Origin of the sequence: Nonomuraea sp. NPDC048916 (assembly GCF_040649575.1) — a bacterium.
Taxonomy (GTDB): domain Bacteria; phylum Actinomycetota; class Actinomycetes; order Streptosporangiales; family Streptosporangiaceae; genus Nonomuraea.
Genome location: NZ_JBEZFS010000025.1, coordinates 80,475 through 102,178 on the forward strand (window position 1 = coordinate 80,475; position 21,704 = coordinate 102,178).

General features: G+C 70.2%; 22 protein-coding genes. 10 read left to right on the top strand and 12 right to left on the bottom strand.

The annotated features are described in order from the left end of the window. The first annotated feature begins 2 nt into the window (after positions 1–2). Positions 3–515 carry a GNAT family N-acetyltransferase gene (locus tag AB0C16_RS26220; protein WP_357686588.1) on the top strand — a complete coding sequence of 171 codons (513 nt, stop codon included), beginning with the start codon at positions 3–5 and terminating at the stop codon, positions 513–515. A 123-nt stretch (positions 516–638) separates the two neighbouring features. Here the strand turns inward: AB0C16_RS26220 and AB0C16_RS26225 are convergent, their stop codons facing one another. Both AB0C16_RS26225 and AB0C16_RS26230 read right to left on the bottom strand, forming a co-directional pair. Then, the gene (locus tag AB0C16_RS26225; RefSeq protein WP_357686589.1) at positions 639–1,826 is read right to left on the bottom strand and encodes an Ig-like domain-containing protein; all 1,188 of its coding nucleotides are present in this window, start codon (positions 1,824–1,826) and stop codon (positions 639–641) included. A 160-nt stretch (positions 1,827–1,986) separates the two neighbouring features. After that, positions 1,987–4,212, bottom strand: a complete 2,226-nt coding sequence (locus tag AB0C16_RS26230; protein ID WP_357686590.1) for an ATP-dependent RecD-like DNA helicase — start codon at positions 4,210–4,212, stop codon at positions 1,987–1,989. A gap of 294 nt (positions 4,213–4,506) precedes the next feature. Between AB0C16_RS26230 and AB0C16_RS26235 the strand changes: the two genes are divergently transcribed. Both AB0C16_RS26235 and AB0C16_RS26240 read left to right on the top strand, forming a co-directional pair. After that, positions 4,507–5,697: an FAD-dependent monooxygenase gene (locus AB0C16_RS26235; protein ID WP_357686591.1), complete on the top strand. Its 1,191-nt coding sequence runs from the start codon at positions 4,507–4,509 to the stop codon at positions 5,695–5,697. Positions 5,698–5,797: 100 nt separating this feature from the next. Continuing rightward, complete coding sequence (locus tag AB0C16_RS26240; RefSeq protein ID WP_357686592.1) at positions 5,798–6,400, top strand: GNAT family protein; 603 nt, start codon at positions 5,798–5,800, stop codon at positions 6,398–6,400. A gap of 563 nt (positions 6,401–6,963) precedes the next feature. Here AB0C16_RS26240 and AB0C16_RS26245 read toward each other — a convergent pair. Next, a complete protein-coding gene (locus AB0C16_RS26245; RefSeq protein WP_357686593.1) occupies positions 6,964–7,392 on the bottom strand; it encodes a phosphotransferase in 429 nt (142 codons plus the stop codon). Between AB0C16_RS26245 and AB0C16_RS26250 the strand changes: the two genes are divergently transcribed. Next, a complete protein-coding gene (locus AB0C16_RS26250; RefSeq protein WP_357686595.1) occupies positions 7,384–7,740 on the top strand; it encodes a cytochrome P450 in 357 nt (118 codons plus the stop codon). The two genes, AB0C16_RS26245 and AB0C16_RS26250, sit on opposite strands and share 9 nt — an antisense overlap. Positions 7,741–7,745: 5 nt before the next feature. On the opposite strand, the gene AB0C16_RS26255 is transcribed toward AB0C16_RS26250, so the two are convergent. The 5 genes from AB0C16_RS26255 to AB0C16_RS26275 form a co-directional block, all read right to left on the bottom strand. Next, on the bottom strand, positions 7,746–8,546 hold the full coding sequence (locus AB0C16_RS26255; RefSeq protein WP_357686597.1) for an urease accessory protein UreD: 801 nt from the start codon (positions 8,544–8,546) through the stop codon (positions 7,746–7,748). Beyond that, complete coding sequence (gene ureG / locus AB0C16_RS26260) at positions 8,543–9,250, bottom strand: urease accessory protein UreG (protein ID WP_357686598.1); 708 nt, start codon at positions 9,248–9,250, stop codon at positions 8,543–8,545. Before ureG ends, AB0C16_RS26255 begins: the two co-directional genes overlap by 4 nt. A 61-nt stretch (positions 9,251–9,311) precedes the next feature. After that, the gene (locus AB0C16_RS26265; protein ID WP_357686599.1) at positions 9,312–9,986 is read right to left on the bottom strand and encodes an urease accessory UreF family protein; all 675 of its coding nucleotides are present in this window, start codon (positions 9,984–9,986) and stop codon (positions 9,312–9,314) included. A gap of 74 nt (positions 9,987–10,060) precedes the next feature. After that, positions 10,061–11,893 carry an urease subunit alpha gene (locus AB0C16_RS26270; protein ID WP_357686600.1) on the bottom strand — a complete coding sequence of 611 codons (1,833 nt, stop codon included), beginning with the start codon at positions 11,891–11,893 and terminating at the stop codon, positions 10,061–10,063. Beyond that, complete coding sequence (locus AB0C16_RS26275) at positions 11,886–12,527, bottom strand: urease subunit gamma (RefSeq protein ID WP_357686602.1); 642 nt, start codon at positions 12,525–12,527, stop codon at positions 11,886–11,888. Before AB0C16_RS26275 ends, AB0C16_RS26270 begins: the two co-directional genes overlap by 8 nt. Before the next feature lie 498 nt (positions 12,528–13,025). On the opposite strand from AB0C16_RS26275, the gene AB0C16_RS26280 reads away from it, so the two are divergent. Then, positions 13,026–13,706, top strand: coding sequence for a MerR family transcriptional regulator (locus AB0C16_RS26280; RefSeq protein WP_357686604.1), 681 nt, complete (start codon positions 13,026–13,028; stop codon positions 13,704–13,706). Positions 13,707–14,493: 787 nt separating this feature from the next. Here the strand turns inward: AB0C16_RS26280 and AB0C16_RS26285 are convergent. Together AB0C16_RS26285 and AB0C16_RS26290 are read right to left on the bottom strand one after the other, a co-directional pair. Continuing rightward, on the bottom strand, positions 14,494–15,141 hold the full coding sequence (locus tag AB0C16_RS26285) for an FMN-binding negative transcriptional regulator (protein ID WP_357686605.1): 648 nt from the start codon (positions 15,139–15,141) through the stop codon (positions 14,494–14,496). A gap of 50 nt (positions 15,142–15,191) precedes the next feature. Beyond that, on the bottom strand, positions 15,192–16,028 hold the full coding sequence (locus tag AB0C16_RS26290; protein ID WP_357686607.1) for a DMT family transporter: 837 nt from the start codon (positions 16,026–16,028) through the stop codon (positions 15,192–15,194). A gap of 115 nt (positions 16,029–16,143) precedes the next feature. On the opposite strand from AB0C16_RS26290, the gene AB0C16_RS26295 reads away from it, so the two are divergent. The 3 genes from AB0C16_RS26295 (at position 16,144) to AB0C16_RS26305 (ending at position 17,657) form a co-directional block, all read left to right on the top strand. Further along, complete coding sequence (locus tag AB0C16_RS26295; protein ID WP_357686608.1) at positions 16,144–16,728, top strand: XRE family transcriptional regulator; 585 nt, start codon at positions 16,144–16,146, stop codon at positions 16,726–16,728. 260 nt (positions 16,729–16,988) lie between these two features. Further along, positions 16,989–17,114 (top strand): hypothetical protein, encoded by a 126-nt coding sequence (locus AB0C16_RS26300; protein WP_357686610.1) that lies wholly within the window; start codon positions 16,989–16,991, stop codon positions 17,112–17,114. An 18-nt stretch (positions 17,115–17,132) separates the two neighbouring features. After that, complete coding sequence (locus AB0C16_RS26305; RefSeq protein ID WP_357686611.1) at positions 17,133–17,657, top strand: DUF4440 domain-containing protein; 525 nt, start codon at positions 17,133–17,135, stop codon at positions 17,655–17,657. Here the strand turns inward: AB0C16_RS26305 and AB0C16_RS26310 are convergent. Further along, a complete protein-coding gene (locus AB0C16_RS26310; protein ID WP_357686613.1) occupies positions 17,594–18,655 on the bottom strand; it encodes a DUF5937 family protein in 1,062 nt (353 codons plus the stop codon). The two genes, AB0C16_RS26305 and AB0C16_RS26310, sit on opposite strands and share 64 nt — an antisense overlap. Positions 18,656–18,725: 70 nt before the next feature. Here AB0C16_RS26310 and AB0C16_RS26315 point away from each other — a divergent pair, with 70 nt between their 5' ends. Continuing rightward, on the top strand, positions 18,726–19,562 hold the full coding sequence (locus tag AB0C16_RS26315; RefSeq protein WP_357686614.1) for an alpha/beta hydrolase: 837 nt from the start codon (positions 18,726–18,728) through the stop codon (positions 19,560–19,562). Here the strand turns inward: AB0C16_RS26315 and AB0C16_RS26320 are convergent. Further along, entirely contained in the window at positions 19,543–20,247 is a 705-nt protein-coding gene (locus AB0C16_RS26320) for a DUF4386 family protein (protein WP_357686615.1), read from the bottom strand. The genes AB0C16_RS26315 and AB0C16_RS26320 overlap by 20 nt on opposite strands. A gap of 433 nt (positions 20,248–20,680) precedes the next feature. On the opposite strand from AB0C16_RS26320, the gene AB0C16_RS26325 reads away from it, so the two are divergent. Further along, a complete protein-coding gene (locus AB0C16_RS26325) occupies positions 20,681–21,064 on the top strand; it encodes a nitroreductase/quinone reductase family protein (protein ID WP_357686616.1) in 384 nt (127 codons plus the stop codon). Positions 21,065–21,704 lie beyond the last annotated feature (640 nt).

The following is a 21,704-nucleotide window of genomic DNA, read 5'->3' on the forward strand; positions in this document are numbered from 1 at the left end:
GGGTGAGGATTCGCGAGGGTGGGCTTGAGGATGTGGCGGTGGTGCTGGGCATGTTCGACAGCGCCGTGGCGTTCCTGGTGGCGCGTGGGCGTACCGGGCAGTGGGGCGGTGAGCCGTTCACCGGCGATCCCAGGCGCACCGCGCAGGTCGAGGGCTGGGCCGGGAGCGGCGGGATGCGCATCGCGGAGGTCGGTGGCGAGCCGGCGGGGTGTGTCGTGGTGGGGGCGCCGCACGATTATGTGGCGCCGGCGCCGGAGCCCGAGCTGTATGTGCAGGCGCTGGTGATCGACCAGCGGTTCTCGGGCCGGGGGGTGGGGCGGGCGCTGCTCGACTGGGCGCTGGAGGAGGCGGCGCGGCGTGGGGTGGGGCTGGTGCGGGTCGACTGTTACGCGGGTGACGACGGCCGGCTGGTGGCCTACTACGAGGGGTGCGGCTTCACCCGGGCCGAGCCGTTCGCGGTGGGCGGGTGGCCCGGCATGGTCCTGCAGCGTCGCCCGGATCCGGCCGGCGCCTGATCACACGGGCCGCGCGGGCGGCCGTGCCGGGCGGTGTGCCCGCGGCTGCCGTGCCCGCGGCGGTCTCCTGGCCGGGTGCGCTGCGACGCCGGGATGGGATGTCGCCGTGGCCGGGGCTGGTCGTCAGGCGTTGCTGTTGAGGGCGCTGCCCTTCTTCCACTGGGAGAAGGGCAGCTGCCAGAATCCCCAGCCGTTGTTCCATTCCAGCTGGCGGGTGGTGCCGGTGATGTCGACGACGTCGCCGCGCTGCATGGTGTCGTAGAACCATTTGGCCTGGTTGGGGCGGGAGTTGATGCAGCCGTGGCTGACGTTGCGGACTCCCTGGGCCCAGACGTTGTCCTTGGCGTGGACGTACTCGCCGGAGTTGGAGATGCGGACGGCGTGGTCGATCATCACGTCGTAGTAGCCGGGGTCGCCCTTCTTGCGGCCCGGGGAGATCATGCGGACGGGGTTGGCGCGTTCCATGGTGAGGTGGACACCGGAGGTGGTGGTGTATTCGCGGGTGGTGCCCATGCCGGCGCTGATGCGCATGGTCTGGACGCGTTTGCCGTCGCGGTAGACGTACATCATGTGCTTCTTGACGTCGACCTTGCTGATGACCTTGGCGCCGATCTTGAGGGTGGTGGCGTAGTCCTTGACGCCGTACATGCCCTTGCCGCCCTTGACGCCTTCGAGGTTGGCGGAGAATTTGATCTTCTGGTGGGCGGGCCAGTAGGTGGCGGTGCGGTAGATGACGACGGTGTCGTTGATCCAGCGCCAGGCGCCCTTGACGGGTTTCTCGGCGTCGACGTCGAGGGCGCGCTCGACGGTGGCCTTCTCGGAGACGGGCTGGTTGAAGGTGACGATGATCGGCGCGCCGACGCCGAGGGTCTCGCCCTTGGCGTTGGGGGTGACGTCGGCGACGGCGAGTTCGACGGCGGGCTTGAGGGTTCTGAACTCGCTGGTGACGCTGGTGACGCCGGAGGCCGCGGTGACGGTGTAGTCGGTGGACGGCTTGAGGGATCCCTTGGAGACCCATCTGGTCTTGTCGGCGTTGTACTTGCCTTCGACCTGCTCGTCTCCGCCTTCCACGATGACGTCGTCCAGGGTGCCGCCGGCGGCGGCCACGACGATCCTCTTGTCGGGGCTGACGTTCGAGCTGCCTTCGGCGGGCGAGATCTTGATCGTCGGCGCCTGTGGTGTCGCCGAGATGGTGGCGTCGGGTGCGCCGTCGCCGCCCGCGGCGGGGTTTGCGTTCGAGCATGCCGAGGTCAGGGCTGCCACGGTGAGCAGGGCGATGCCCGCCGCGGGCTTCCTCCAACCAGGCGTCATGTTCACGTCAGTCCTTCCGATTGCGCGCAAAGTGCACCCCAAATCTATTGCTCCTGCATGTAAGACGCGGAAGCATTTGGGAGAGTTCGGTCACATTTGGATCACTTGTTGCGGGCAATCGCAGGTCAAGGACCGGTCAACGCGGGGGAAAGCCGTGGGGTCAGCGCTGGGCGGACGGCCGGCCGAGGCGGTGGGTGAGGCCGGTGTGGCGCCGCCCGGCGCCCTTGGTGCGCACGGCCTGGGCCAGCGCCCTGCGTGAGCCGACGATCACGACGAGCTTCTTGGCCCGGGTGATGGCGGTGTAGAGCAGGTTGCGCTGCAGCATCATCCAGGCGCTGGTGGCCAGCGGGATGACCACGGCGGGGTATTCGCTGCCCTGGGAGCGGTGGATGGAGACCGCGTAGGCGTGGGCGAGCTCGTCGAGCTCGTCGAAGGCGTAGTCGACCTGTTCGTCCTCGTCGGTGCGGACGGTCAGTTTGTGCTCGTCGGGGCGGATGTCGACGACGATGCCGACGGTGCCGTTGAACACGCCGGCCGCGCCCTTGTCGTAGTTGTTGCGCAGCTGGGTGACCTTGTCGCCGACGCGGAACACCCGGCCGCCGTAGCGGCGTTCCGGCATGCCCTCGCGGGCGGGGGTGAGCGACTCCTGCAGGGCGATGTTGAGGGCGCCGGCGCCGGCCGCGCCGCGGTGCATGGGGGCCAGCACCTGGACGTCGCGGCGGGCGTCGAGGCCGAACCGGCGCGGGATGCGGCGGGCCACCACGTCGACGGTCAGCGCGGCGATCTCCTCGGGCTCCTCGCACGGGAACAGGAAGAAGTCCTTCATCCCCTCCAGCACCGGGTGGCGGCCGGTGTTGACGCGGTGGGCGTTGACCACCACGCCCGACTCCTGGGCCTGGCGGAAGATCTGCGTCAGCCGTACGCGGGGCACGTCGTCGGCGGCGAGCAGGTCTTTCAGCACCTCGCCGGCGCCGACGGAGGGCAGCTGGTCGACGTCGCCGACGAACAGCAGGTGGGCGCCGGGCGCGACGGCCTTGACGAGCTTGTTGGCCAGCAGCAGGTCGAGCATGGACGCCTCGTCGACGACCACGAGGTCGGCGTCCAGGGGGTTGTCGCGGTCGAAGGTGGCCTCGCCGCCGGGCCGCAGCTGCAGCAGCCGGTGGACGGTGGTGGCCTCGTGGCCGGTCAGCTCGGCCAGGCGCTTGGCGGCGCGGCCGGTGGGCGCGGCCAGGATGACGCGGGCGCGCTTGGCGCGGGCCAGGGTGACGATGGAGCGGACGGTGAAGCTCTTGCCGCAGCCGGGGCCGCCGGTCAGGACCGCGACCTTCTCGGTCAGCGCGAGCCGGACGGCCTGGCGCTGCTCGGCGGCCAGCTCGGCGCCGGTCTGGCCGTGCAGCCAGGCCTCGGCCCGCTCCCAGTCGACGTCGGCGAACACCTTGAGCCGGTCGTGGCCGCTGCGCAGCAGCGACAGCAGCCCGGAGGCCAGGGACAGCTCGGCGCGGTGGAAGGGCAGCAGGTAGACGGCGGGGACGAGGTTGTCGCCGGCCGGGACGTTCTCGCGGACCACGCCCTCCTCGGCGACGAGCTCGTCCAGGCAGCCGCTCACCAGCTCGGCGGGCACCTCAAGGATCTTGACGGCGTCGCCGACCAGGTTGGGCGCGGGCAGGTAGCAGTGGCCGTCGTCGGCCGCCTGCGACAGGGTGTAGCGCAGGCCCGCTTTGACGCGTTCGGGGCTGTCGTGCGGGATGCCGACCGCCCGGGCGATGGTGTCGGCGGTCTTGAAGCCGATCCCCCACACGTCGTCGGCCAGCTTGTAGGGGCTGCTCCTGACGACGGAGATGGACGCCTCGCCGTACTCCTTGAAGATGCGCACGGCGATGGAGGTGGACACGCCGACGCCCTGCAGGAAGATCATCACCTCTTTGATGATCTTCTGTTCCTCCCAGGCGGCGGCGATCATCCTGGTTCGTTTGGGGCCCAGGCCGGGCACCTCGACCAGGCGTTCGGGGGTCTGCTCGATGACCTCCAGGGTGCCGGTGCCGAAGTGGTCGACGATCCGCTCGGCCATCTTCGGGCCGATGCCCTTGATCAGGCCGGAGCCCAGGTAGCGGCGGATGCCCTGGACGGTGGCGGGCAGCACCGTGGTGTAGGACCACACCTCGAACTGCTTGCCGTAGCGGGGGTGGGAGGTCCAGCGGCCGGTCAGTCTGAGCGACTCGCCCACCTGGGCGCCCAGCAGGGGCCCGACCACGGTCAGCAGGTCGGCGCCGGACCGTTCGGTCGCCACCCGCGCGATCGTGTAGCCGGTCTCCTCGTTGGCGTAGGTGATGCGTTCGAGGACTGCGTCTAAGGCGACAGCGGCTGAGCCGTCTGGACCATGCGCCACGGAAACCCTCACTCCCCTCTGTCCTGGGCCAGATTAGACCGTCCGCCGCAGCCGGTCGGCGATGACGATCCGGTCCTCCTCGTCCGGACGCCGGGCCTGGCGCACGCGGCGGCTCCGTCGCGCGGGCAGGTGGAGGCGTCTTGTTCCTGCTGGCCGCGTTGCGTCCGTCTGGAGGCGTTCCGGCGCTTGGCCATCTCGTGACCGGCGGTTCAGCAAGACGAGATCGTCCTGTCATACAGGCTCCTGCTACTCTATGTCATGAATTGATCGCTCTAAGTAGCATTGGGAGTTGTTGTGAAGGTCGCCTGCGTCGGCGGCGGGCCCGCCAACCTGTACTTCTCGATCCTGATGAAGCGGGTGGACCCGTCCCATGACATCACCGTCTACGAACGGAACCCGGCCAGCTCGACGTACGGCTGGGGCGTGACCTTCGGGAACGAACTGCTCAGCTATCTCCACCTCGCCGACCCCGAGTCCGCGCGCGCCATCAGCGAGAGCCTGGTCTCCTGGGACACCTGGGTCACGCACGTCCACGACCGCGCGACGGTGACGGAGCAAGCGGAGGAAGGCTTCGGCATCGGCCGCCGCCGGCTGCTGGACATCCTCGCCGAGCGGGCCCGCGCCCTCGGCGTGCGCGTCGAGTTCCAGCGTGAGATCACCGGCGAGGACGAGCTGGCCGACGCCGACCTCGTCGTGGCCGGCGACGGGGTCAACAGCGTGCTGCGTGAGCGCCACGCCGGCCACTTCGGCACCGAGGTCGCGGTCGAGCGGAACGCCTACATCTGGCTCGGCACCACCAAGGTCTTCGACTCCTTCATCTTCGCCTTCGTGGAGACCGCGCACGGCTGGATCTGGTGTTACGGCTACAGGTTCGGCGAGGGGCACAGCACCTGCGTCATCGAGTGCTCCCCCGCGACCTGGAGGGGGCTCGGGCTCGACCAGGCGAACCAGGCCGACGGTTTGGCCCTGCTGGAGAAGCTGTTCGCCGACATCCTGGACGGGCATCCGCTGATCGGCCGGGCGCAGGCTGACGGCAGCGCGCACTGGCTGAACTTCCGCACCCTGACCAACCGCAGGTGGTATCACGACAACCTCGTGCTGCTCGGCGACGCCGCGCACACCACGCACTACTCCATCGGCGCGGGCACCGCCCTGGCGCTGGAGGACGCGGCCGTCCTGGTCAACGCGCTGCACGCGGACGCGCGACTCGAGCTCGCCCTCGCCCGCTACGAGCGGCAACGCAGATCCGCGACGCGGAAGCCGCGCAGAGCGGCCCGCTACAGCGCCCGGTGGTACGAGAACGTGCCGCGCTATATCGACCTTCCGCCGCTGGAGCTGATCGCCTTGCAGGCCCGGCGGGAGTCCCGGTTGCTCCCGCACGTCCCGCCGCGGCTGTACTACCGGATGGGGCACGCCGTCGAGTCGCTGTTCGACGCCAGGCATTGGCTGGCCTCGAAGCTCGCGCGAACCAGGCACGCCGATTGAGATGACGGCCCGGACGGGACTGACCTGACGGCGGCGAGGGGGTCGTGGGCCGCGGTGACCTGGGCGTGGCCGGGCCGGTTCATGGTGGTACGTTACGCGGGTGTTCGCGATCTTTCTGGGCGATGGTGCCGAGTTGCGCCCGTTGGAGCCGTGGCAGGCCGAGGAGTTCCTCGCCCACATGGACCGGGCGCGTGCCGCGGTGGACCCGTGGATTCCGTGGGCGAGCCGCAGCACCGACCTCGACTCGGCCCGCGCCTCACTGCAGCGGTACGCCGACCTCGCCGCCCGCGACGCCGGTCGGTTGTACGGCATCTGGCTCGACGGCACGCTCGTCGGCGGGATCATGTTCGTCGCCTTCGACGCCGCCGCGGGCACCTGTGAGATCGGGTGCTGGCTGGAGCCGGCCGGGCAGGGCCGGGGGCTGATCACCCGGGCGGCGGGGCATCTCGTCGACTGGGCGGTGCGCGTGCGCGGAATCCGCCGGGTCGAGTGGCTCACCCGCCTGGAGAACGCCGCCAGCCGCAACGTCGCGCAGCGGCTCGGCATGCGGCTGGACGGGGTGCTGCGCGAGGAGTTCCTGTACCGGGGGGTCCGGTACGACACCGAGGTCTGGTCGCTGCTGGCGGCGGAGTGGGCGGGCCTCGCCCCGACAGCCGCTGACCCCGGCGCTTTCGCGCCGGCGGGCCCGGGCGGCAGGTCCTGACAGTCGGCGTGGGGTGCTGGGGTCTGACATGTCACTCCTTCGACTCAGTGATCGACACGGACGTTCGAGGTTGATGCCCACCCGCGGTGAGGGGTTCACGGGCTCTGCGGGGGGCTTTGCTTGTCGGGACACCGAGGCGGGCCCGGGGCCGGGTGGAGGTCTCAGGCGACGGCCTGGGGTTGTGCCGGGCTGAGGTGGTGCACGGCGCTCTGGGCGGTGTGCGGGGTGAGCAGGCCCTGCAGTTCGTCCGCTGCGGTCGTGAGGAGGTGGCCGTCACGGGTGGCGTGGAGGGTTTCGAGGGCGAAGGCGACGGGTGTGGAGTCCTCGAGAGGGTGAGGGGGGCAGGTTCAGCGCTGCTACGGTCGCGTCGAACAGCTGAGGTGGCGGTTGGCCCACGGGGGTAAGGCGCGGCGTCGGGGACTGCGGCGGGCGCGACGGGGCCACAGTTGGTCATCAGTGGTCTCCCTGATCGTCGTCGGGCGAGAGCGTGTCGGGAGGGGGAAAGGGCGAGGGCTGGTCAGTGGGTGGCGAGGTCAGCCAGCAGCGCGTCGACGGCGGGCAGCTCATCGAGGAGCAGCCGCACAGTCTGATGGCGGAACTGCCAGAACGCGTCCAGGTCCGCCTGCAACGGCCTGGGTTTCAAAGTAGTGTTCTTTGACGCCGTACACGCTTTTCAGCAGCTGCAGCAGCGCGACCCGGCCGCACGCGCGCACGTCCACCGCCGGTACGCCGGGGTTGGCGTCCTGGTAGGCGGTGATGAACGTGCCCGCGTCGGCCATCCAGTCGCCGCCGCCGGTGACGGTGTTGGGGTAGAACGCCTTCCGGCCGAGGTCGTAGGCCGGCAGGAACGGGTCCGGCGGCCGGAAGTCGAGCACTGCGGTCAGCCGGTCGCCGGACCACAGCAGGTTGACGGGCGAGTAGTCGCCATGCACCACCTGGACGGTCAGCTTGTCAGGAAGGTCGGCGAGCAGGCCGGGGATGAGATGCAGCATGCGACGCCGCTCGGGGAGGGTGCGGCGAGCGTCGAGGTCAAACCCGTCGAGCTCGTCGCGGTCGGCGATGACGGCGAGCAGCCGGTCGACGGTCGCGGTGAGCGCCTCGACGTCGACGGCCTGAACAAGGAGGTACGCGACCAGATCCTGTCGATGCTGGCGGCTGGGCTCGAGACCACCGCCACCTTGCTCATCTGGACCTGCCATATTCTGGCCCACCATCCCCGCGCCGCGCACCGGCTACACAACGAGGTCGATCAAGCCCTGGCCGGCCGCGCCCCGCGCTTTGAGGACCTGGCCGACCTGCGGCCGATGTACCTCGTCGCAAGCTCGTTGACGATGAGCTGATGCGTTTACGCGAAGGGCTGAGCCGCGTCGAGGAGGTGACGCAGGTGCATCGTGTCGGGAGCGAGGGCCGTGACCAGGATGGCGGGCCCGGCAAGCGGACTCAGCACGGCCTGTCCTTGGGCCGGGTCGTCGCCGAGCAGCCGGACGTCGGGCGGGTCTTTGTCGTAGGTCGGGTCGACGATGAGGATCTGGCCGGCGGCGCGGTAGCCGTCCAGGACGGCGGGGCCGTCCCAGCCAGGCGCGTCCGGGCCGTAGATGTTCTGCTGATCCAGGAGCGGGTGTCCGTCGTATCGGACGGTGAGCCGGCTGGTCAGCCGGCCGGGCGGTTCGTTGGCGCGGCCGAGGACTTGTTCCTCGCGCAGCACCAGGCGTGCGGTGGGGGCCAGGTCGATGGTGCAGCTCTGGCGGAGGTTGCTGCGCGCGGTGGAGATCAGCGGCTGGGGCAGCCAGTGGAGGGATGCCTGCTCGGCCACGGTCAGGTGCACGTCGTAGGTGGCGTGTTCGGGGGTGGGGCCGCACAGGGCGATAGTGGCGGCGGCTGTGGTGATGTGCAGGTGGGCGCCCTGCTCGGCGGTGGCCTCGATGCGCAACCGGTCGCCGCCGAGGGGAGCGCTCATGGCGCCGAGGATGCACACCCGCGCCTGGGTGCCGTGTGAGCGGTTGCGGCGCAGGTCGAAAGGGCCGTCGCCGGCCAGGACGGGAAGGTGAGTGGCGTTCCCCGCGGCGGTCGCCCTGATGCGGGCGGTGGCGTGCACGCCCTGGCTGGTCCGCCTGGCCGAGGTGGTCCGGGCTGGCGTGCTGGTCACGCGGCGCCCGCGCCCGCGCTCCAGTCGGCGAGGCGCTCGCGGACCCAATCCGCGACGGGTGTGATGCCGCCCTCGGTCTTCAGTGCGGTGAAAGCGACCGGGAGGTCACCGCGCTGGGCCTTGGCGTCGCGGGCCATGCCCTCCAGGTCGACACCGACGTAGGGGGCCAGGTCGGTCTTGTTGATGACGAGCAGGTCGGAGGCGGTGACGCCGGGGCCGCCCTTGCGAGGGATGTCGTCGCCGCCGGCGACGTCGATGACGAAGATCTGCGCGTCGACGAGGCCCTTGGAGAAGGTCGCGGTGAGGTTGTCGCCGCCCGACTCGACGAGAATCAGATCCAGTGGGCCGGTCTGCTCCTCCAAGTCCTCGACGGCTTCGAGGTTGGCGGAGATGTCGTCGCGGATGGCGGTGTGCGGGCAGGCCCCGGTCTCGACCGCGGTGATGCGCTCGGCGGGCAGGACGGCCTCGCGCAGCAGGAACTCGGCGTCTTCTCGAGTGTAGATGTCGTTGGTGACGACGGCGATGGACAACTCCTCGCGCAACGCGCGGCACAAGGCGGCGACGGTGGCGGTCTTGCCGGTACCGACCGGCCCGCCCAGGCCGATACGCAGGGCGCGGCGGCGGCCGTCCGGGCGCTTGGCAGCGGGGCGGTCGGTGGAAAAGCCGCCGGAACCGTGAGTGTGACCTTCGGGGTGCAGGTGCATGGGTGCTCCGTGGTCGAAGGGATAGTGCGGTGGTCAGGAGTCCGGGCTCAGGAGTCCGGGCTCAGGAGGCGAACAGGCGTACCGGGCGGGCGGCGTGCTGTTCGGCGGCGATGTCGAGCAGCGGCGCCGAGACGGCGGGCAACGCCTCGACGCCCTCGGTCAGGACGCGCTGCGCGGATTCGGTGGCCCGCGCCGCGATGTGATCGAGGTCGGCGGCCAGGCGAGCCAGGACGCCGGCGGCGTCGAAGGGGTCCAGCCTGAGCAGGCGGACGGTCGCGGTGGCCGGGCCGCTGACGCTCTCGTACGCTGCCGCGTACGCGCCGTCCAGCTGGCTCAGGCCGGCGGAGCGGGCGGTGAGGCCGAGAACCACGCTCTGGTGGGCGCCCCGCGGCCGGGCCGTGGCCAGGGCGTCGAGTTCGGCCGAGGGCCAGGTGGCACGGGCGGCTCGCATCATCTGCCGGCCGAGCCTGCGCGCGCTGTGCCGCAGGGCCGGGGCAGGCGTGCGGGCGTCGGCGGCCTCATCCAGCAGCAGCGGGTCGTATCCGGCGGCGGCCGCGGCGGCCAGGCCCGCCGCGACCAGGCCGCTGGTGTGCAGCCGGCCGCGGCAGAACTCCTGCAGGCCGGCCACGTCGCGGACGCGTCCCGCGGTGACGGCCGCCTCGGCCCCGCCGGAGTGGGCGTGCCCTCCGGCGGGGAAGCGGCCGTCGGCCAGGACGAGCAGTGCGGCACGGTTCATCGTGCGCGGCTCACCTTCGTTCATGAGGGGGTCACTGTGTGGTCGTCGCTGTCTGGTCGTCCACTCTGTGGCGCTCAGAAGAGGAAGTAACGCTGAGCCATCGGCAGTCTGGTGGCGGCGTCCGGCGTGACGAGCTGGTCGTCGATCTCAGCCTTGACGTCCTTGGGTCCCGCTCCGATGACTTGCGCCTGGAAGGTGTCGGGATCGACGCGGACGTCGGGGGTGGCGTTGTTCTCCCGCATGTCGGCCTTGAAGACCTTGCGGGTGTCACGGATGGCCTTGAACTCCTTGCTCAGCTTGAGCCGGTCGGGCAGGCCGGCCTTGATGGCCTGTTCGGTGGCGAAGTTGACGGAGTTGGCGCCGGGTGCCCGGCCGGTCGCGCCCCACACGGCGCGGGGCAGCACCGGCTGCGGGGTTGTGATGGAGGCGTTGGCGTCGCCCACCTGCGCGTAGGCGATCTGGCCGCCCTTGATCACCCGGTGCGTCTTGACGCCGAAGAACTTCGGCTCCCACAGCACCAGGTCGGCGAGCTTGCCCACCTCGACCGAGCCGACCTCGTGGTCGATGCCGTGCGCGATCGCCGGGTTGATGGTGTATTTGGCGACATAGCGGCGGGCGCGATGATTGTCGGCCCCGTCGTCGCCATCCCTGTCCCGGTCCAGGGGACCGCGGCGCTCCTTCATCACATGCGCCGTCTGCCACGTCCGCATGATCATCTCGCCGATGCGGCCCATCGCCTGGGCGTCCGACGACATGATGGAGATGGCGCCAAGGTCATGCAGAATGTCCTCGGCCGCCATCGTGGAGGGCCGGATCCGAGACTCGGCGAAGGCCCGGTCCTCATCCAGCTCCGGATTGAGGTGATGGCAGACCATCACCATATCGATGTGCTCCTTGACCGTGTTGACGGTCAAGGGCCGGGTCGGGTTGGTGGAGGCGGGCAGCACGTTCGGCAGGCCCACCATGGTGATCATGTCCGGGGCGTGGCCGCCGCCGGCGCCCTCGACGTGGAAGACGTGGATCGGGTGGTCGCCGATGGCCTTGATGGTGTCGGCGACCGTGCCCGCCTCGTTCAACGAGTCGGCGTGCAGGGCGAGTTGGACGCCGGTCGCCCTGCAGACTTCCAGGCACCGGCGCAGCACGGCCGGGGTGGCGCCCCAGTCCTCGTGGATCTTGAAACCGAGAACGCCCGCCTCCACCTGGCTGTAGAGGGATTCGGTGGACATGGTGCTGCCCTTGCCGAGCAGCCCGATGTTGACCGGGAAGGCGTCCAGCGCCTCGAACATCCGGGCGATGTGCCAGGAGCCGGGTGTCACGGTGGTGGCGGTGCTGCCCTCGGCGGGGCCCGTGCCGCCGCCGATCAGGGTGGTGACGCCGGAGGCGAGCGCCTCATCGATCTGCTCGGGGCAGATGAAGTGCACATGGGTGTCAACCCCGCCCGCAGTGAGGATCTTGCCGTTGCCCGAGATGACCTCGGTCTCCGGACCGATCAGGAAGTCCGTGGCCGTGGCGTGGGCGTCGTGCAGCCGGTCCATGGTCTCGTCGTTGTAGGCCTTGCCGAGCGCGACGATCCGGCCGTCCCGGATGGCGACGTCGGCCTTGACCACCCCCCAGTGGTCCAGGATGACCGCACCGGTGATGACGGTGTCAGGCGGCTGCGGGGCGCCGAACGTCTTAGAGTCGCGCGGTGCACGGGACTGGCCCATCGATTCGCGGATCACCTTGCCGCCGCCGAAGACGACCTCGTTGCCGCTGCGTCCAGGACCGCCGGACCAGTCCTCGGTGACCTCGATCCGCAGATTCGTGTCCGCAAGGCGGATACGGTCACCGACCGTCGGGCCGAAGCGGACGGCATAGTCGGCGCGGGACAGCGGCTCATGCTTTTCGCGGGGCCTCGGCTTAAGCATCAAGTTCGCCTCCGACCTCGCCGCGCAGGCCCGCGACGATGCGCTTGCCCTCGATCGGCACCAGTTCCACATCCAGCGGGCATCCTGGCTCGAAACGGATGGAGCCACCCGCGGCGATGTTCAGCCGCTTGCCGTAGGCGCGGTCGCGGGGCTCGAACTCGAGGCCGGGATTGACCTCATAGAAGTGGTAGTGAGAGCCCACCTGGATGGGACGGTCATCGGTGTTGGTGACGTGCACGGTCGTGATCTCACGGCCCGTATTGAAGGCCACCGGCTCGGCGCCTTCAGGATGGTCGAACTTGCCCGGATGAACCTGCACCTCGTCCTCCGCCTCAGGGAAGGGATTGCGGATGGTGACCAGCTTGGTGCCGTCAGGGAACGTCGCCTCAATCTGGACGTCGGAGATCATCTCCGGAACGCCCTCCATGACCTCATCGCGGGAGAGCACCGTCTCCCCAGAGACCATGAGTTCGGCGACGGTGCAGCCGTCCCGGGCCCCTTCCAGGACGTGCACGGTGATCAGCGCGACCGCCTCCGGGTAGTTGAGTAGAACCCCCCGCTCTCGACGCTTCTGGGCCACGTCCGCAGCCACATGAAGCATCAGACGTTCCTGTTCATGCGGAGTCAGATGCACCCAGCCACCTCACCTTCACTCCGCCCCGGCTCTCCCAGGGCACCAACCGTGCGGATACCGGCACGACCGGCCTTCAGCCTGCGCGGAGTCGACACACCGCGCACTCGTGCGCTCAAGGCACCGCCTGTTCGGCGGTGATCACGAGGCGAACCTCAACGGCTTGGCAGATCAGCACCCATGTTGAGCACCGAAGGTAACGCAGCCAATACTTAGCGTCACATGGCGTGTCGGTGAGATGTCCGTCACCCATGACACAGAATCTGCATTATCTGTCACAGCCACCGGGTCGACTCACCGTCCACCCAGCCCGCAAGCCCCACCTGCGGGGCCGACTCGGTAACGCTATGTGTCACATCTGGCTGAGGCTTCTCTGAACCAGACCCATCGCTCTGGCTTGCAGGAGGCCCCTCGGACCGTTGCTTCGCGTTCGGCTCTTGCTGCCGTGAGTGAGGCTCTTGACCCTCACGTGGCGTCAGGCTGCATAGTCGGTGCCGACGCGTGGCCGAGCTGGCCGGCGTGAGCGTCCGCACGATGCATCACTATGACGAGATCAGGCTCGTTCGGCCGGCGGCGCGGACCTTGGCCGGGTACCGGGCCAATGCGGCGGGCGACGTGGAGCGGCTGCGGGAGGTGCCGGCCTATCGGCGGTTGGGCTTCGGGCTGCGGGAGCTGGCGGAACTGGTCGGCGACCCGTCCGCCGACGCGGTCGCGCACCTGCGCCGACTGCGCGGCCTGCTGCTGGAGCAGCGTGATCGCGCTGACGCCATGGTGGCGGCCATCGACAGGGAACTTGAGGCACGGGCGAAGGGGCTGAAGGTGACACCGGAGGAGCAACTGGAGATGCTCGGTGCACGGCTGTACGACGCGATCGGCGGCGCCTACACCGCGACACGGCGCACCGAGCCGCGGATCGCCGCGCAGATCTGGGACGCGCTCGGGGACGCGCAGACGGTGCTGAACGTCGGAGCCGCCACCGGCTCCTACGAGCCTGCTGATCGCGACGTGACCGCGGTGGAGCCATCGGCGGTCATGCGGGGGCAGCGGCCTCCCGGCTCGGCGCCGTGCGTGGCCGCCGCCGCGGAGAGCCTGCCGTTCGAGGAGCACTGTCACCGGGCAGGCTGGACAGCCAGCGCAGCAATTTGGCGACGCCGCGCCGTCGCCCGGCCCGGGTGGCGTTGACCGCCGGCAGGAACGGCGGCGCCGTCAGCCGCTGCACAGTCTCTTCCAGCGATTGCGCGGTCGTCGGCCACCACGCCTCTGCAGCCCGAGGTGGAAGCGGTCTCGCGGCACGTTGTTCCGCGCCCGGGTCTGTTCGGCGGCCGCGTTCGCGGTCTGCAGCGGCCGGCGCGTCGAGTGCTTCTTCGTAATGGTCATGAAGACCGCCCGAACAAAACGTCCAGGGTGTCCGGGTCGTAGCCCGGTGCCGGAGGCGGTGGCACGGGCTCAGCGTGCCGGTCGGCCTGGCGGGCCTGGTAAGCCGGCACCTGGGCGACGACCTCGTCCTGGCGCGGCGCGAGGTAGACCTCGGTGGTGGTCAGGTGCGCGTGCCCCAGGAAGCCTTCCTTGCCTTCGTGAGCCTGGCGCCCGGCGGCTCGGGCCTGCTTGACCTCCTTGGAGGTGATCCAGCCGAGAGCCGGCCACAGTGGTGATGGTACTGGCCACGCGTCGACGCTGGGGCGGATGCGGCGCGGGTTGGTGCCGAAGGAGCGGCAGGCGGCGTGCCAGGCTCGATGCGGGGGTCGGTCTCGTCGGCGGGCTGCCAGGTAGCTGCGGCAAGCTGCTTCTCCAGGTCCTCCAGCGCGGCGGCGGTGTTCGGCCAGGGTTCGCGACCGCGCAGGCCAGTGGCGGTGACCAGGGCGATGAGAGTGTCAGGGAAGGCGTCAGCGACAGCAGGGCTCAGACGGAAGACGGTCACGGCGGAGCTCCTCTTCGTCGGTGGGCCGGTCTGCGTGGGCGGGTGGCTGGGTCACGGCTTCCAGGGGCCGATGCGGTCCAGGCGGCGGCGCTGCTGCCGCGCAGTGGGCCCATCCAGGCCCTGGCCGCGTTCGGTGAGGTGGTCGGCGACGGCGGCGCGGTGCTCGACGGGTTTGTGGTCGTCGTATTTGAACTTGGCCACCACGTTGGTGACCTCCAGGCGCAGGCCGCGGATGCCGGACAGCATCCGGCCGTACGGGGCCCGGTCGACGGCCACGGGGGCGTGGTCGCCGTCGGGCTGGAAGTGGGCGAGCTGGCGGCGCAACAGCTCGGCCTTGCCCTCGGGGTCGTCGACGATGCCGGCGCGGCAGGTGAATTGGACGGCCGCGTAGTAGCTGGTGGGGACACCGTCGCGGGGCGGCGTGCCGGGCTGGGCGCGCCAGGGGCCGGGGACGAAGGCGTAGTCGCCGATGACGGTGAAGGTGACGTTCGGGTCGTGCTCGATCGCCTTCCAGACCGGGTTTGGCCGCGCGAGGTGAACCAGAAGGTGGGGTCCGTCGCAGGTGAAGTGGGTGGGGACGACGAAGGGCGGGTGACCGGGCAGGCCGTTGACGCTCAACTGCCCGAAGTCGTGGCCTTCGGCGATCCAGGTCTGCCATTCGGCTTCGTCCAGGCCGGCATCCCAGGGCTGGATGAACATGCGGTTCTCCTTACGTGGTCAGTGGGTGTGGTGGGCCGCGGGCGGCGTGCTCAGGTCAGGGCGAGGAGGCTGACGGCGAGGGCGGCGGCGCCCAGGCCGACGAGCTGGCCGCGGTGGATGCGTTCGGCGAGCACGCCGCGGGCGAGCAGGACCGTGCCGGCCGGGTAAAGGGCGGTGATCACCGCGACGACGGCGAGGTCCCCGCTGCGGGCGGCGAGCAGGAACAGCAGGTTCGCCACCGAGTCCAGCACACCCGCGGCTGCCGACAGCGCGTACGCGGGCCGCTCGGAGCCCAGCCTGCGGTGCATCAGTCCCGCCGCAGCCAGGGTGACGGCTGAGGAGACCGCCCGGCCGATGATCAGCGGAGCCACCCCGCTGTCGGACGGCGCCTGATGCAAGAAGATCAGCTGAAGGGCGATGGCGGCGCCCGCACCGAAGGCCAGCAGCAGCGCAGCACGGGAGGGGCGCGCCGAGCCCGCGCCGTGCCCGGCGCTGACCAGCACCACCGCCACCAGCGCGAGCGGCAGGCCCACCAGCCCGGCGGCGGCCAGGTGCTCGCCCTGCAGCAGACCCACACCGACGGGCAGCGCGGCCGACACCAGCGCGGTCACGGGCGACAGCACGTTCATCGGACCGATCGCCAGGGTGCGGTAGAGCAGGGCGAACGCGGCGGCCGAGGCGACCCCCGATGCGGCACCCCAGCCGAGAGCGCCGGCACTGAACGAGGCGCCGAGCAACGGCCACAGCAGCAGCTCGACCGCGAGACTGGCCGGGGCCGCGATCATCACGGTGCGCAGCACATGCGCCTTGCGGGCGCCCAGGCCGCCGAGGAAGTCGGCGCACCCGTAAGCGAGCGAGCTGCCCAGGGCCAGCAGCAGAGCGATCACAGCACATCCCTTACTATTCAGTAGAACGACCAAATAGTACAATAAAATGACCGATGGGCCAATCAAACGACCGCACGGTATATTCAACTAGTCCAGTTGAGAGGGTGATGATCAGATGGCCGAGACGGCCACGGCCCTGCGGACGGTCGCGCACAACGTCAGGGCGGCCCGCACCCGCGCGGGCCTGTCCCTGGAGGAGCTCAGCCGGCGCGCCCAGGTCAGCAAGGGAGCCCTGGTCGCGCTGGAGAAAGCCCAGGGCAACCCCAACCTGGCCACCCTGGTCCGGCTGGCCGACACCCTCGGCATCTCGGTGTCCGCCCTGATGCAGGGACCGCCCGAAGGCCACATCCGCGTCGTGGCCGCCGACGCCGTGGCACCCCTGTGGACCGGACAGCGGGGCAGCGAGGCCCGGCTCATGCTGACGACCTCAGGCCCGGCCCCTGTCGAGGTCTGGCGCTGGCAACTGGAACCGGATGAGGAATACCCCAGCCAGCCCCACCAGGCCGGAGTCGTGGAAACCGTCAGCGTCACCTCCGGCCGGATGACCCTGGTCCTCGACGGCACCGAACACACCGTCGAAGCCGGACAGACCGCCACGTTCCACGGCGACACCCCGCACCTCTATCGCGGCTCGGGCACCGAAACCTGCAGCATGATCATGACGGTCCACCTGCCGCCCGGTCCCGCTTCCACAACGTGATCTGCGCGGCGCGCGTGAAGGCGGCGACCCGCGCCTCCGCTGTCCGCTCGGTCCTCAATCCCCTCGGGTCAGGGGTGACCCAATCAGAGTCCTCTTACAAGGGTGGTCAGAGGCACCACTGCCCCCTTTCTCCCGTACTTGGTCTGCCCCCCAAAAATCAGGCCGTCCGCTACGGCTCATCCTGGACGCGACCGACCGGCGCGTCGCGGAAGCCGTGGATCGCCTGAGGTGATGACACGCGGCTGCTGTTGATCACGCACATGAATCCGCAGGTCTGGGACGCCCGCGACGAGGGGATGAACGGCCACGCCGTCGCGATGACCGCCGGCCCGCGCGCCGGGCTGGGAACTGCCCGGCCCCGCGGGCTGGTCGACAATCGGCGATGAGGTTGTGATGATCCGGCCATGACGCATTTCCATGTTCGCCTACGGGGTTACGACCGACGACAGGTTCATGACCTGGTGGATCGCGTGGAGCGGTGGATGGCCGGATCCGGCGATTTTACGGCCCACGAGTTGCGCGGGTACCTGGACGGCGTCAGCTTCGACGTGGTTCTCCGCGGCTACGATCCGGACGAGGTCCACACGGCGATGCAGGAGTGGATCCGGCGACTGGACGGCCGTCAGCCGGTCGAGTCGGTGCAGGGCGCGATGGACGGGGAAATGCGGCTCCTCGATCCGGAGGTGAGATCGTCGGCGACGCTCATCGCGGAATTACTGGACCCCGACTTCACCGAGATCGGATCCTCCGGGCGATTGCGGGACAGAGCGGCGATCATGGAAACGCTCCCCCGGGAGTTTGGGACGACGGCCGACGGCTTCGGCGCAGGGGGGTGTGGCGGCGGCACCGAGCGCAACGGTCTGGGTCAGCGCTTGCGGGCGGCGGGATCACGGCCTTCCTGCCCGGCCAGGGCTTCGGAGGAGACGTAGGCGTCGGGGGCCAGGGAGGCGACGGAGGTGTGGCCGGAGTAGGAGGTGCCCAACAGGTGGTCCGCTCGTTCCGTGCGCAGGTGAAGCGCCGTTCGGCCCTTGCGTTGCGTCGACACCAGACCCGCGCCTCGCAGTGCGCCCAGATGTTGCGAGACCGCGCTTGGGGTGATGCCCAGGCGGGTGGCCAGGGCCGCGGTCGTCAGGGGTTCGGCCAAGGCGGCGAGCAGCGCCGTCCTCGTGTGGCCCAGCACCGGGGCCAGGCCCGCCAGCGCCGGCGGGGGTGGCTCCCAGAGCAGGCCGACGCCCACGGCCGGGTAGCGGATCGACGCGGCGGCGACCGGGGACTTGTCGACGCCCGCGTTCGGCCAGTTGAAGACGCTGGGCAGCAGGACCAGTCCATGCCCACCGGTGTCCACCGTGTAGACGGCGTGCGCGGTGCGCCGGCCGTGCACCACCAGCTGGCTGCCGTCCCAGGCGATGTCCCGGTGCAGCTCGGCGAACAGCGCCTGCACTCCGCCGTCCACCAGGGTGAGCGCCCGCTTGGCGACGTCGGCGTCCAGGACCGCGCGCATCCGGCCCCACTGCGGAGCGATCAGCAGCTCGTGGCAACGGTGGAGCGCTTGCGCCAGCCGCGGCAGCACCGCTGCCGGCTCGGGGGCCTCCTCGGGCGGTACGCCCAGAACCGCGCCGTACTCGCGCCGGAAGAAGGCCTCCCCCGTGGCCCGCAGCAGCTTCAGCTCCGTTGCCATCGAAGGCAGCCGCTCCTGCGGCACCGGGAGCAGAAACGACGGCATGGGTCCGGCGATCAGTGCCCGCAGCAGCGGCAGCTCGCGCTCGTCCGCGAGCAGCGGCCGTGCTTCGCGCACCCACGGCCGGTGCACCGCGTGTCCGCCCGTGCCCAACAGGATCCGGAGCGCGAGCACCGTCTCCCCCAGCGGTGAGACGGCGAACCGCACCTTGGCGACCGACGCCGCGGTGAACCTGATCTCGACCGCCATCCGTGCCACCCATCATGTAGCTGTGGCTAAACGATAGCCATCATCGCCGCCACCCCTCAGGCTGCCGGGCATGGAATTCTTCACCTCGTACGACGGCGCCAAGCTGGCCTACCACGTGTCCGGGGACGGCGCGCCGGTGGTCTGCCTGCCCGGCGGGCCGGCGGCCTCCGCCTACCTCGGCGACCTCGGCGGCCTGTCCGCGCACCGGCGGTTGATCATGCTGGACCCGCGGGGCACCGGCGGGTCCGCGATGCCCCAGGACACCGCGTCCTGCCGCTGTGACCGGATGGTCGCCGACGTGGAGGCCTTGCGTGCGCACCTGGGCCTGGACCACATGGACCTGCTCGCGCACTGCGCCGGCGCGAATCTGGCCGCGCGATATGCGGCCGGCCATGCGCAGCGCGTCAGCAGACTCGCGCTGATCACGCCGAGCGTCCGAGCCGTCGGCATCGCGATCACCGGCGACCTCCGGCGCGAGACGGCTCAGCTGCGCCGAGACGAGTCATGGTTCGCGGAGGCGTTCGCGGCCCTCGAAGCGATCGTGGCGGGCAAGGCCACGAACGACAGCCGGCAGGCCATCGCGCCGTTTTCCTATGGCCGGTGGGACGAGGCGGCGCAGGCCCATCACGCGGCTGATGCGGAGCAGCACAACCCGGAGGTCATGGCGGCCTTCGGTGCCCAAGGCGCCTTCGACCCGGACGCCACACGCGCCGCGCTCGCCCGGTTCGCGCCGCCCGTACTGTTGCTCGCCGGAGAGGTCGATCTGGGAGCACCTCCTCCCGCCATGGCCGAGTTCGCCGGGCTGTTCCCGGACGCCGAACTCGTCATTCAGCCCCGGGCCGGGCACTTCCCGTGGCTCGACGACGCCGACCGGTTCGTGTCCACCGTCACGGCGTTTCTGGAGTAGGCGACAGCCCGGTCGCCGTGTGCTCCGCTCCGGCACCCCGGCCGATCCGCATGATCATGATGATGGCGGCAGGTACCTGCCAGAGCACGACCGCGGGGTAGAGCGCGTAGCTCAGGGCGCCTCCGGGGGCCAGCGGCCCGTCGCCGGCGGCGACGCTGACCGAGAGGAGCGTGTACGCGATGGCCGCCGCGGCGGCCAGCCATCCCAGCCACCGTGGGAAGGCTCGATACCGAAGCGAGACGGCGGCGACGGCGGCGAGCATGACCGCCAGGGGGACGTTGGCCAGGGCGAAGGTGGCGTTCATCATGGCCACCAGCCCGGCCGTCATCTGCTCCGGTGGTGTCGTGGCGGCCCCGATCTGGAAGGCCTGGGCCATCAGGTTGAGCACGATCTGGGTGATGCCCGCGCCGAAGACGAGGGTCGACAATCGCGCCGTGCCGCCCTCGGCGGCGGCCAGGAAGGCGCGCAGGCTGGCGATGAACCAGAGCAGAGCGGCCGCGCCGATGACGAACAGCACGCTTTGCATGAGCTGAGCCGAGGCGTTGGCGGCGAAGAAGCGCACGATCTCCTCGGCCGGATCGTCTGGGCTGACCCCTCCCCGCTCGAAGAGCACCGCCGCCGCTCCGGCCGCGACAGCGATCAGCCCGCTGGCCGCTCCCCATCGTTCCCACGTCGTCTCGTTCATGGTCACGACCTCCGGTCGGTGGGGAGACCATCAATGCATCACCGATGGCTGCCCCCGTGCACCTGGCGAAGGTCCTCGATGCCGGGGGCCTTGGTCCCCGAAGGCGAGCGGGCGGCCGCACCCGGCCCGGACGGTCTGCCGCAAGTTACCCGGAAGGGGGCGAGTGGCAGGCGGCTTCGCTGTGGCACGGCTCGGGACCTTGTGCCCTGTCGCGTCGTGGCGGGTTCGGTCAAGCTGAGGTCGAACCTCAAGGGAGTCTGGGCCGCCGGCATGGGACGCGGGTGCTCTGAGAGTGCTCGGCGGGCCGGGTGAGGGCGGGAGGTCGGGGACGATGATGGCGCGGGCAGGGCAGAGCGGTCGGCGGCTCTCGCGAAGGGAGCGGATCAGGACGCGCATCGAGCATGTGGCGGACACCAGGTCGGCCGGGTTGGCGGTGTGGCTGCTGCGGGTGACCAAGGGGCGGATCGTCCGGCTGTGGCATCGGCAGGTCCTCGTTCTCACTACCAGGGGCCGCAAGACGGGCCTGGAGCGCACCGTGCCGCTGCAGTTCTTCCCGGACGGCGATGACATGATCGTCGTCGCCGCGAACAGCGGGCTGTCTTCGCCTCCCGGCTGGTACTTCAATCTCGCCGCGAACCCCGACGCGCGCGTAGAGGTGCGCGGCAGGGCACTACAGGTCCACGCGCAGGAGCTGACATCCGATCAGGCTGGCGCTTTCTGGCCGCAGGTGCTGCGCATCGCCCCCGATTACGCCAGATTCCCCAAGCGCACCGACCGGGACATCCCCCTCGTCCGCTTGACACCTGCGCACCGGTGACCCGTCGAGGCCGCGGCGCGTCAGGTCATTCTTGATGACATGCGGCATGTCGAGCAGATGGTTGCGCAATCCTACGGGCTGAGTCCGGGCGCGTAGCGCAGGATCCCCGGCGGGCAGTCCACGATCAACTACGTCGACGGGCGCGGGCTGTTCGTCAAGGTCTGTCGGGGCGCGGACCTGTCCAGGGAACGGGCCGCCATCGGCCTGTCGCGCTTCGCCGCCGATAGCGGCTTGCCCACGGCGCCGATCATCATCCCCACACGAGCGGGAGAGTTCCTCGCCGTGTGCGACCATGGTCAGAGCCCAATGCAGGTGAAGCGTGCCTCCAGCCGGGTGAGCTTCAGGAGCCGAAGGACAGCCCGCTGACCTCCAGAACCCGGCCAGAGTCATGATCGCCACGCCGTTCTGCCAGGTGGCCGACACCCGTAGAGCGTCCATCCGCCCCTCCTCGGGCGATGTCCGGGGTGCCGTTGCCACCAGGCTGCACCACCCACCCGGCTTCGACAGATGATTGTTCTGCTAGGGGCATTAACACCTGTCTGAACAGCGGAAACGCCGAGGACACGCCGGAGGGGCGTGTCACTAGGCGTTCGGGGGCCCCACGAGGCGGGATGGGGGCGTGCGGTCAGTCCGCGACGGC

Coding starts and splice junctions, on each gene's coding strand:
- AB0C16_RS26225 (WP_357686589.1), bottom strand. CDS start 1,826: ATGACGCCTGGTTGGAGGAAGCCCGCGGCGGGCATCGCCCTGCTCACC.
- AB0C16_RS26250 (WP_357686595.1), top strand. CDS start 7,384: ATGCAGCATGCGACGCCGCTCGGGGAGGGTGCGGCGAGCGTCGAGGTC.
- AB0C16_RS26245 (WP_357686593.1), bottom strand. CDS start 7,392: ATGCTGCATCTCATCCCCGGCCTGCTCGCCGACCTTCCTGACAAGCTG.
- ureG (WP_357686598.1), bottom strand. CDS start 9,250: ATGCACCTGCACCCCGAAGGTCACACTCACGGTTCCGGCGGCTTTTCC.
- AB0C16_RS26265 (WP_357686599.1), bottom strand. CDS start 9,986: ATGAACCGTGCCGCACTGCTCGTCCTGGCCGACGGCCGCTTCCCCGCC.
- AB0C16_RS26270 (WP_357686600.1), bottom strand. CDS start 11,893: ATGCTTAAGCCGAGGCCCCGCGAAAAGCATGAGCCGCTGTCCCGCGCC.
- AB0C16_RS26285 (WP_357686605.1), bottom strand. CDS start 15,141: ATGTTCATCCAGCCCTGGGATGCCGGCCTGGACGAAGCCGAATGGCAG.
- AB0C16_RS26295 (WP_357686608.1), top strand. CDS start 16,144: ATGGCCGAGACGGCCACGGCCCTGCGGACGGTCGCGCACAACGTCAGG.
- AB0C16_RS26300 (WP_357686610.1), top strand. CDS start 16,989: ATGAATCCGCAGGTCTGGGACGCCCGCGACGAGGGGATGAACGGCCAC.
- AB0C16_RS26305 (WP_357686611.1), top strand. CDS start 17,133: ATGACGCATTTCCATGTTCGCCTACGGGGTTACGACCGACGACAGGTT.
- AB0C16_RS26310 (WP_357686613.1), bottom strand. CDS start 18,655: ATGGCGGTCGAGATCAGGTTCACCGCGGCGTCGGTCGCCAAGGTGCGG.
- AB0C16_RS26315 (WP_357686614.1), top strand. CDS start 18,726: ATGGAATTCTTCACCTCGTACGACGGCGCCAAGCTGGCCTACCACGTG.
- AB0C16_RS26320 (WP_357686615.1), bottom strand. CDS start 20,247: ATGAACGAGACGACGTGGGAACGATGGGGAGCGGCCAGCGGGCTGATC.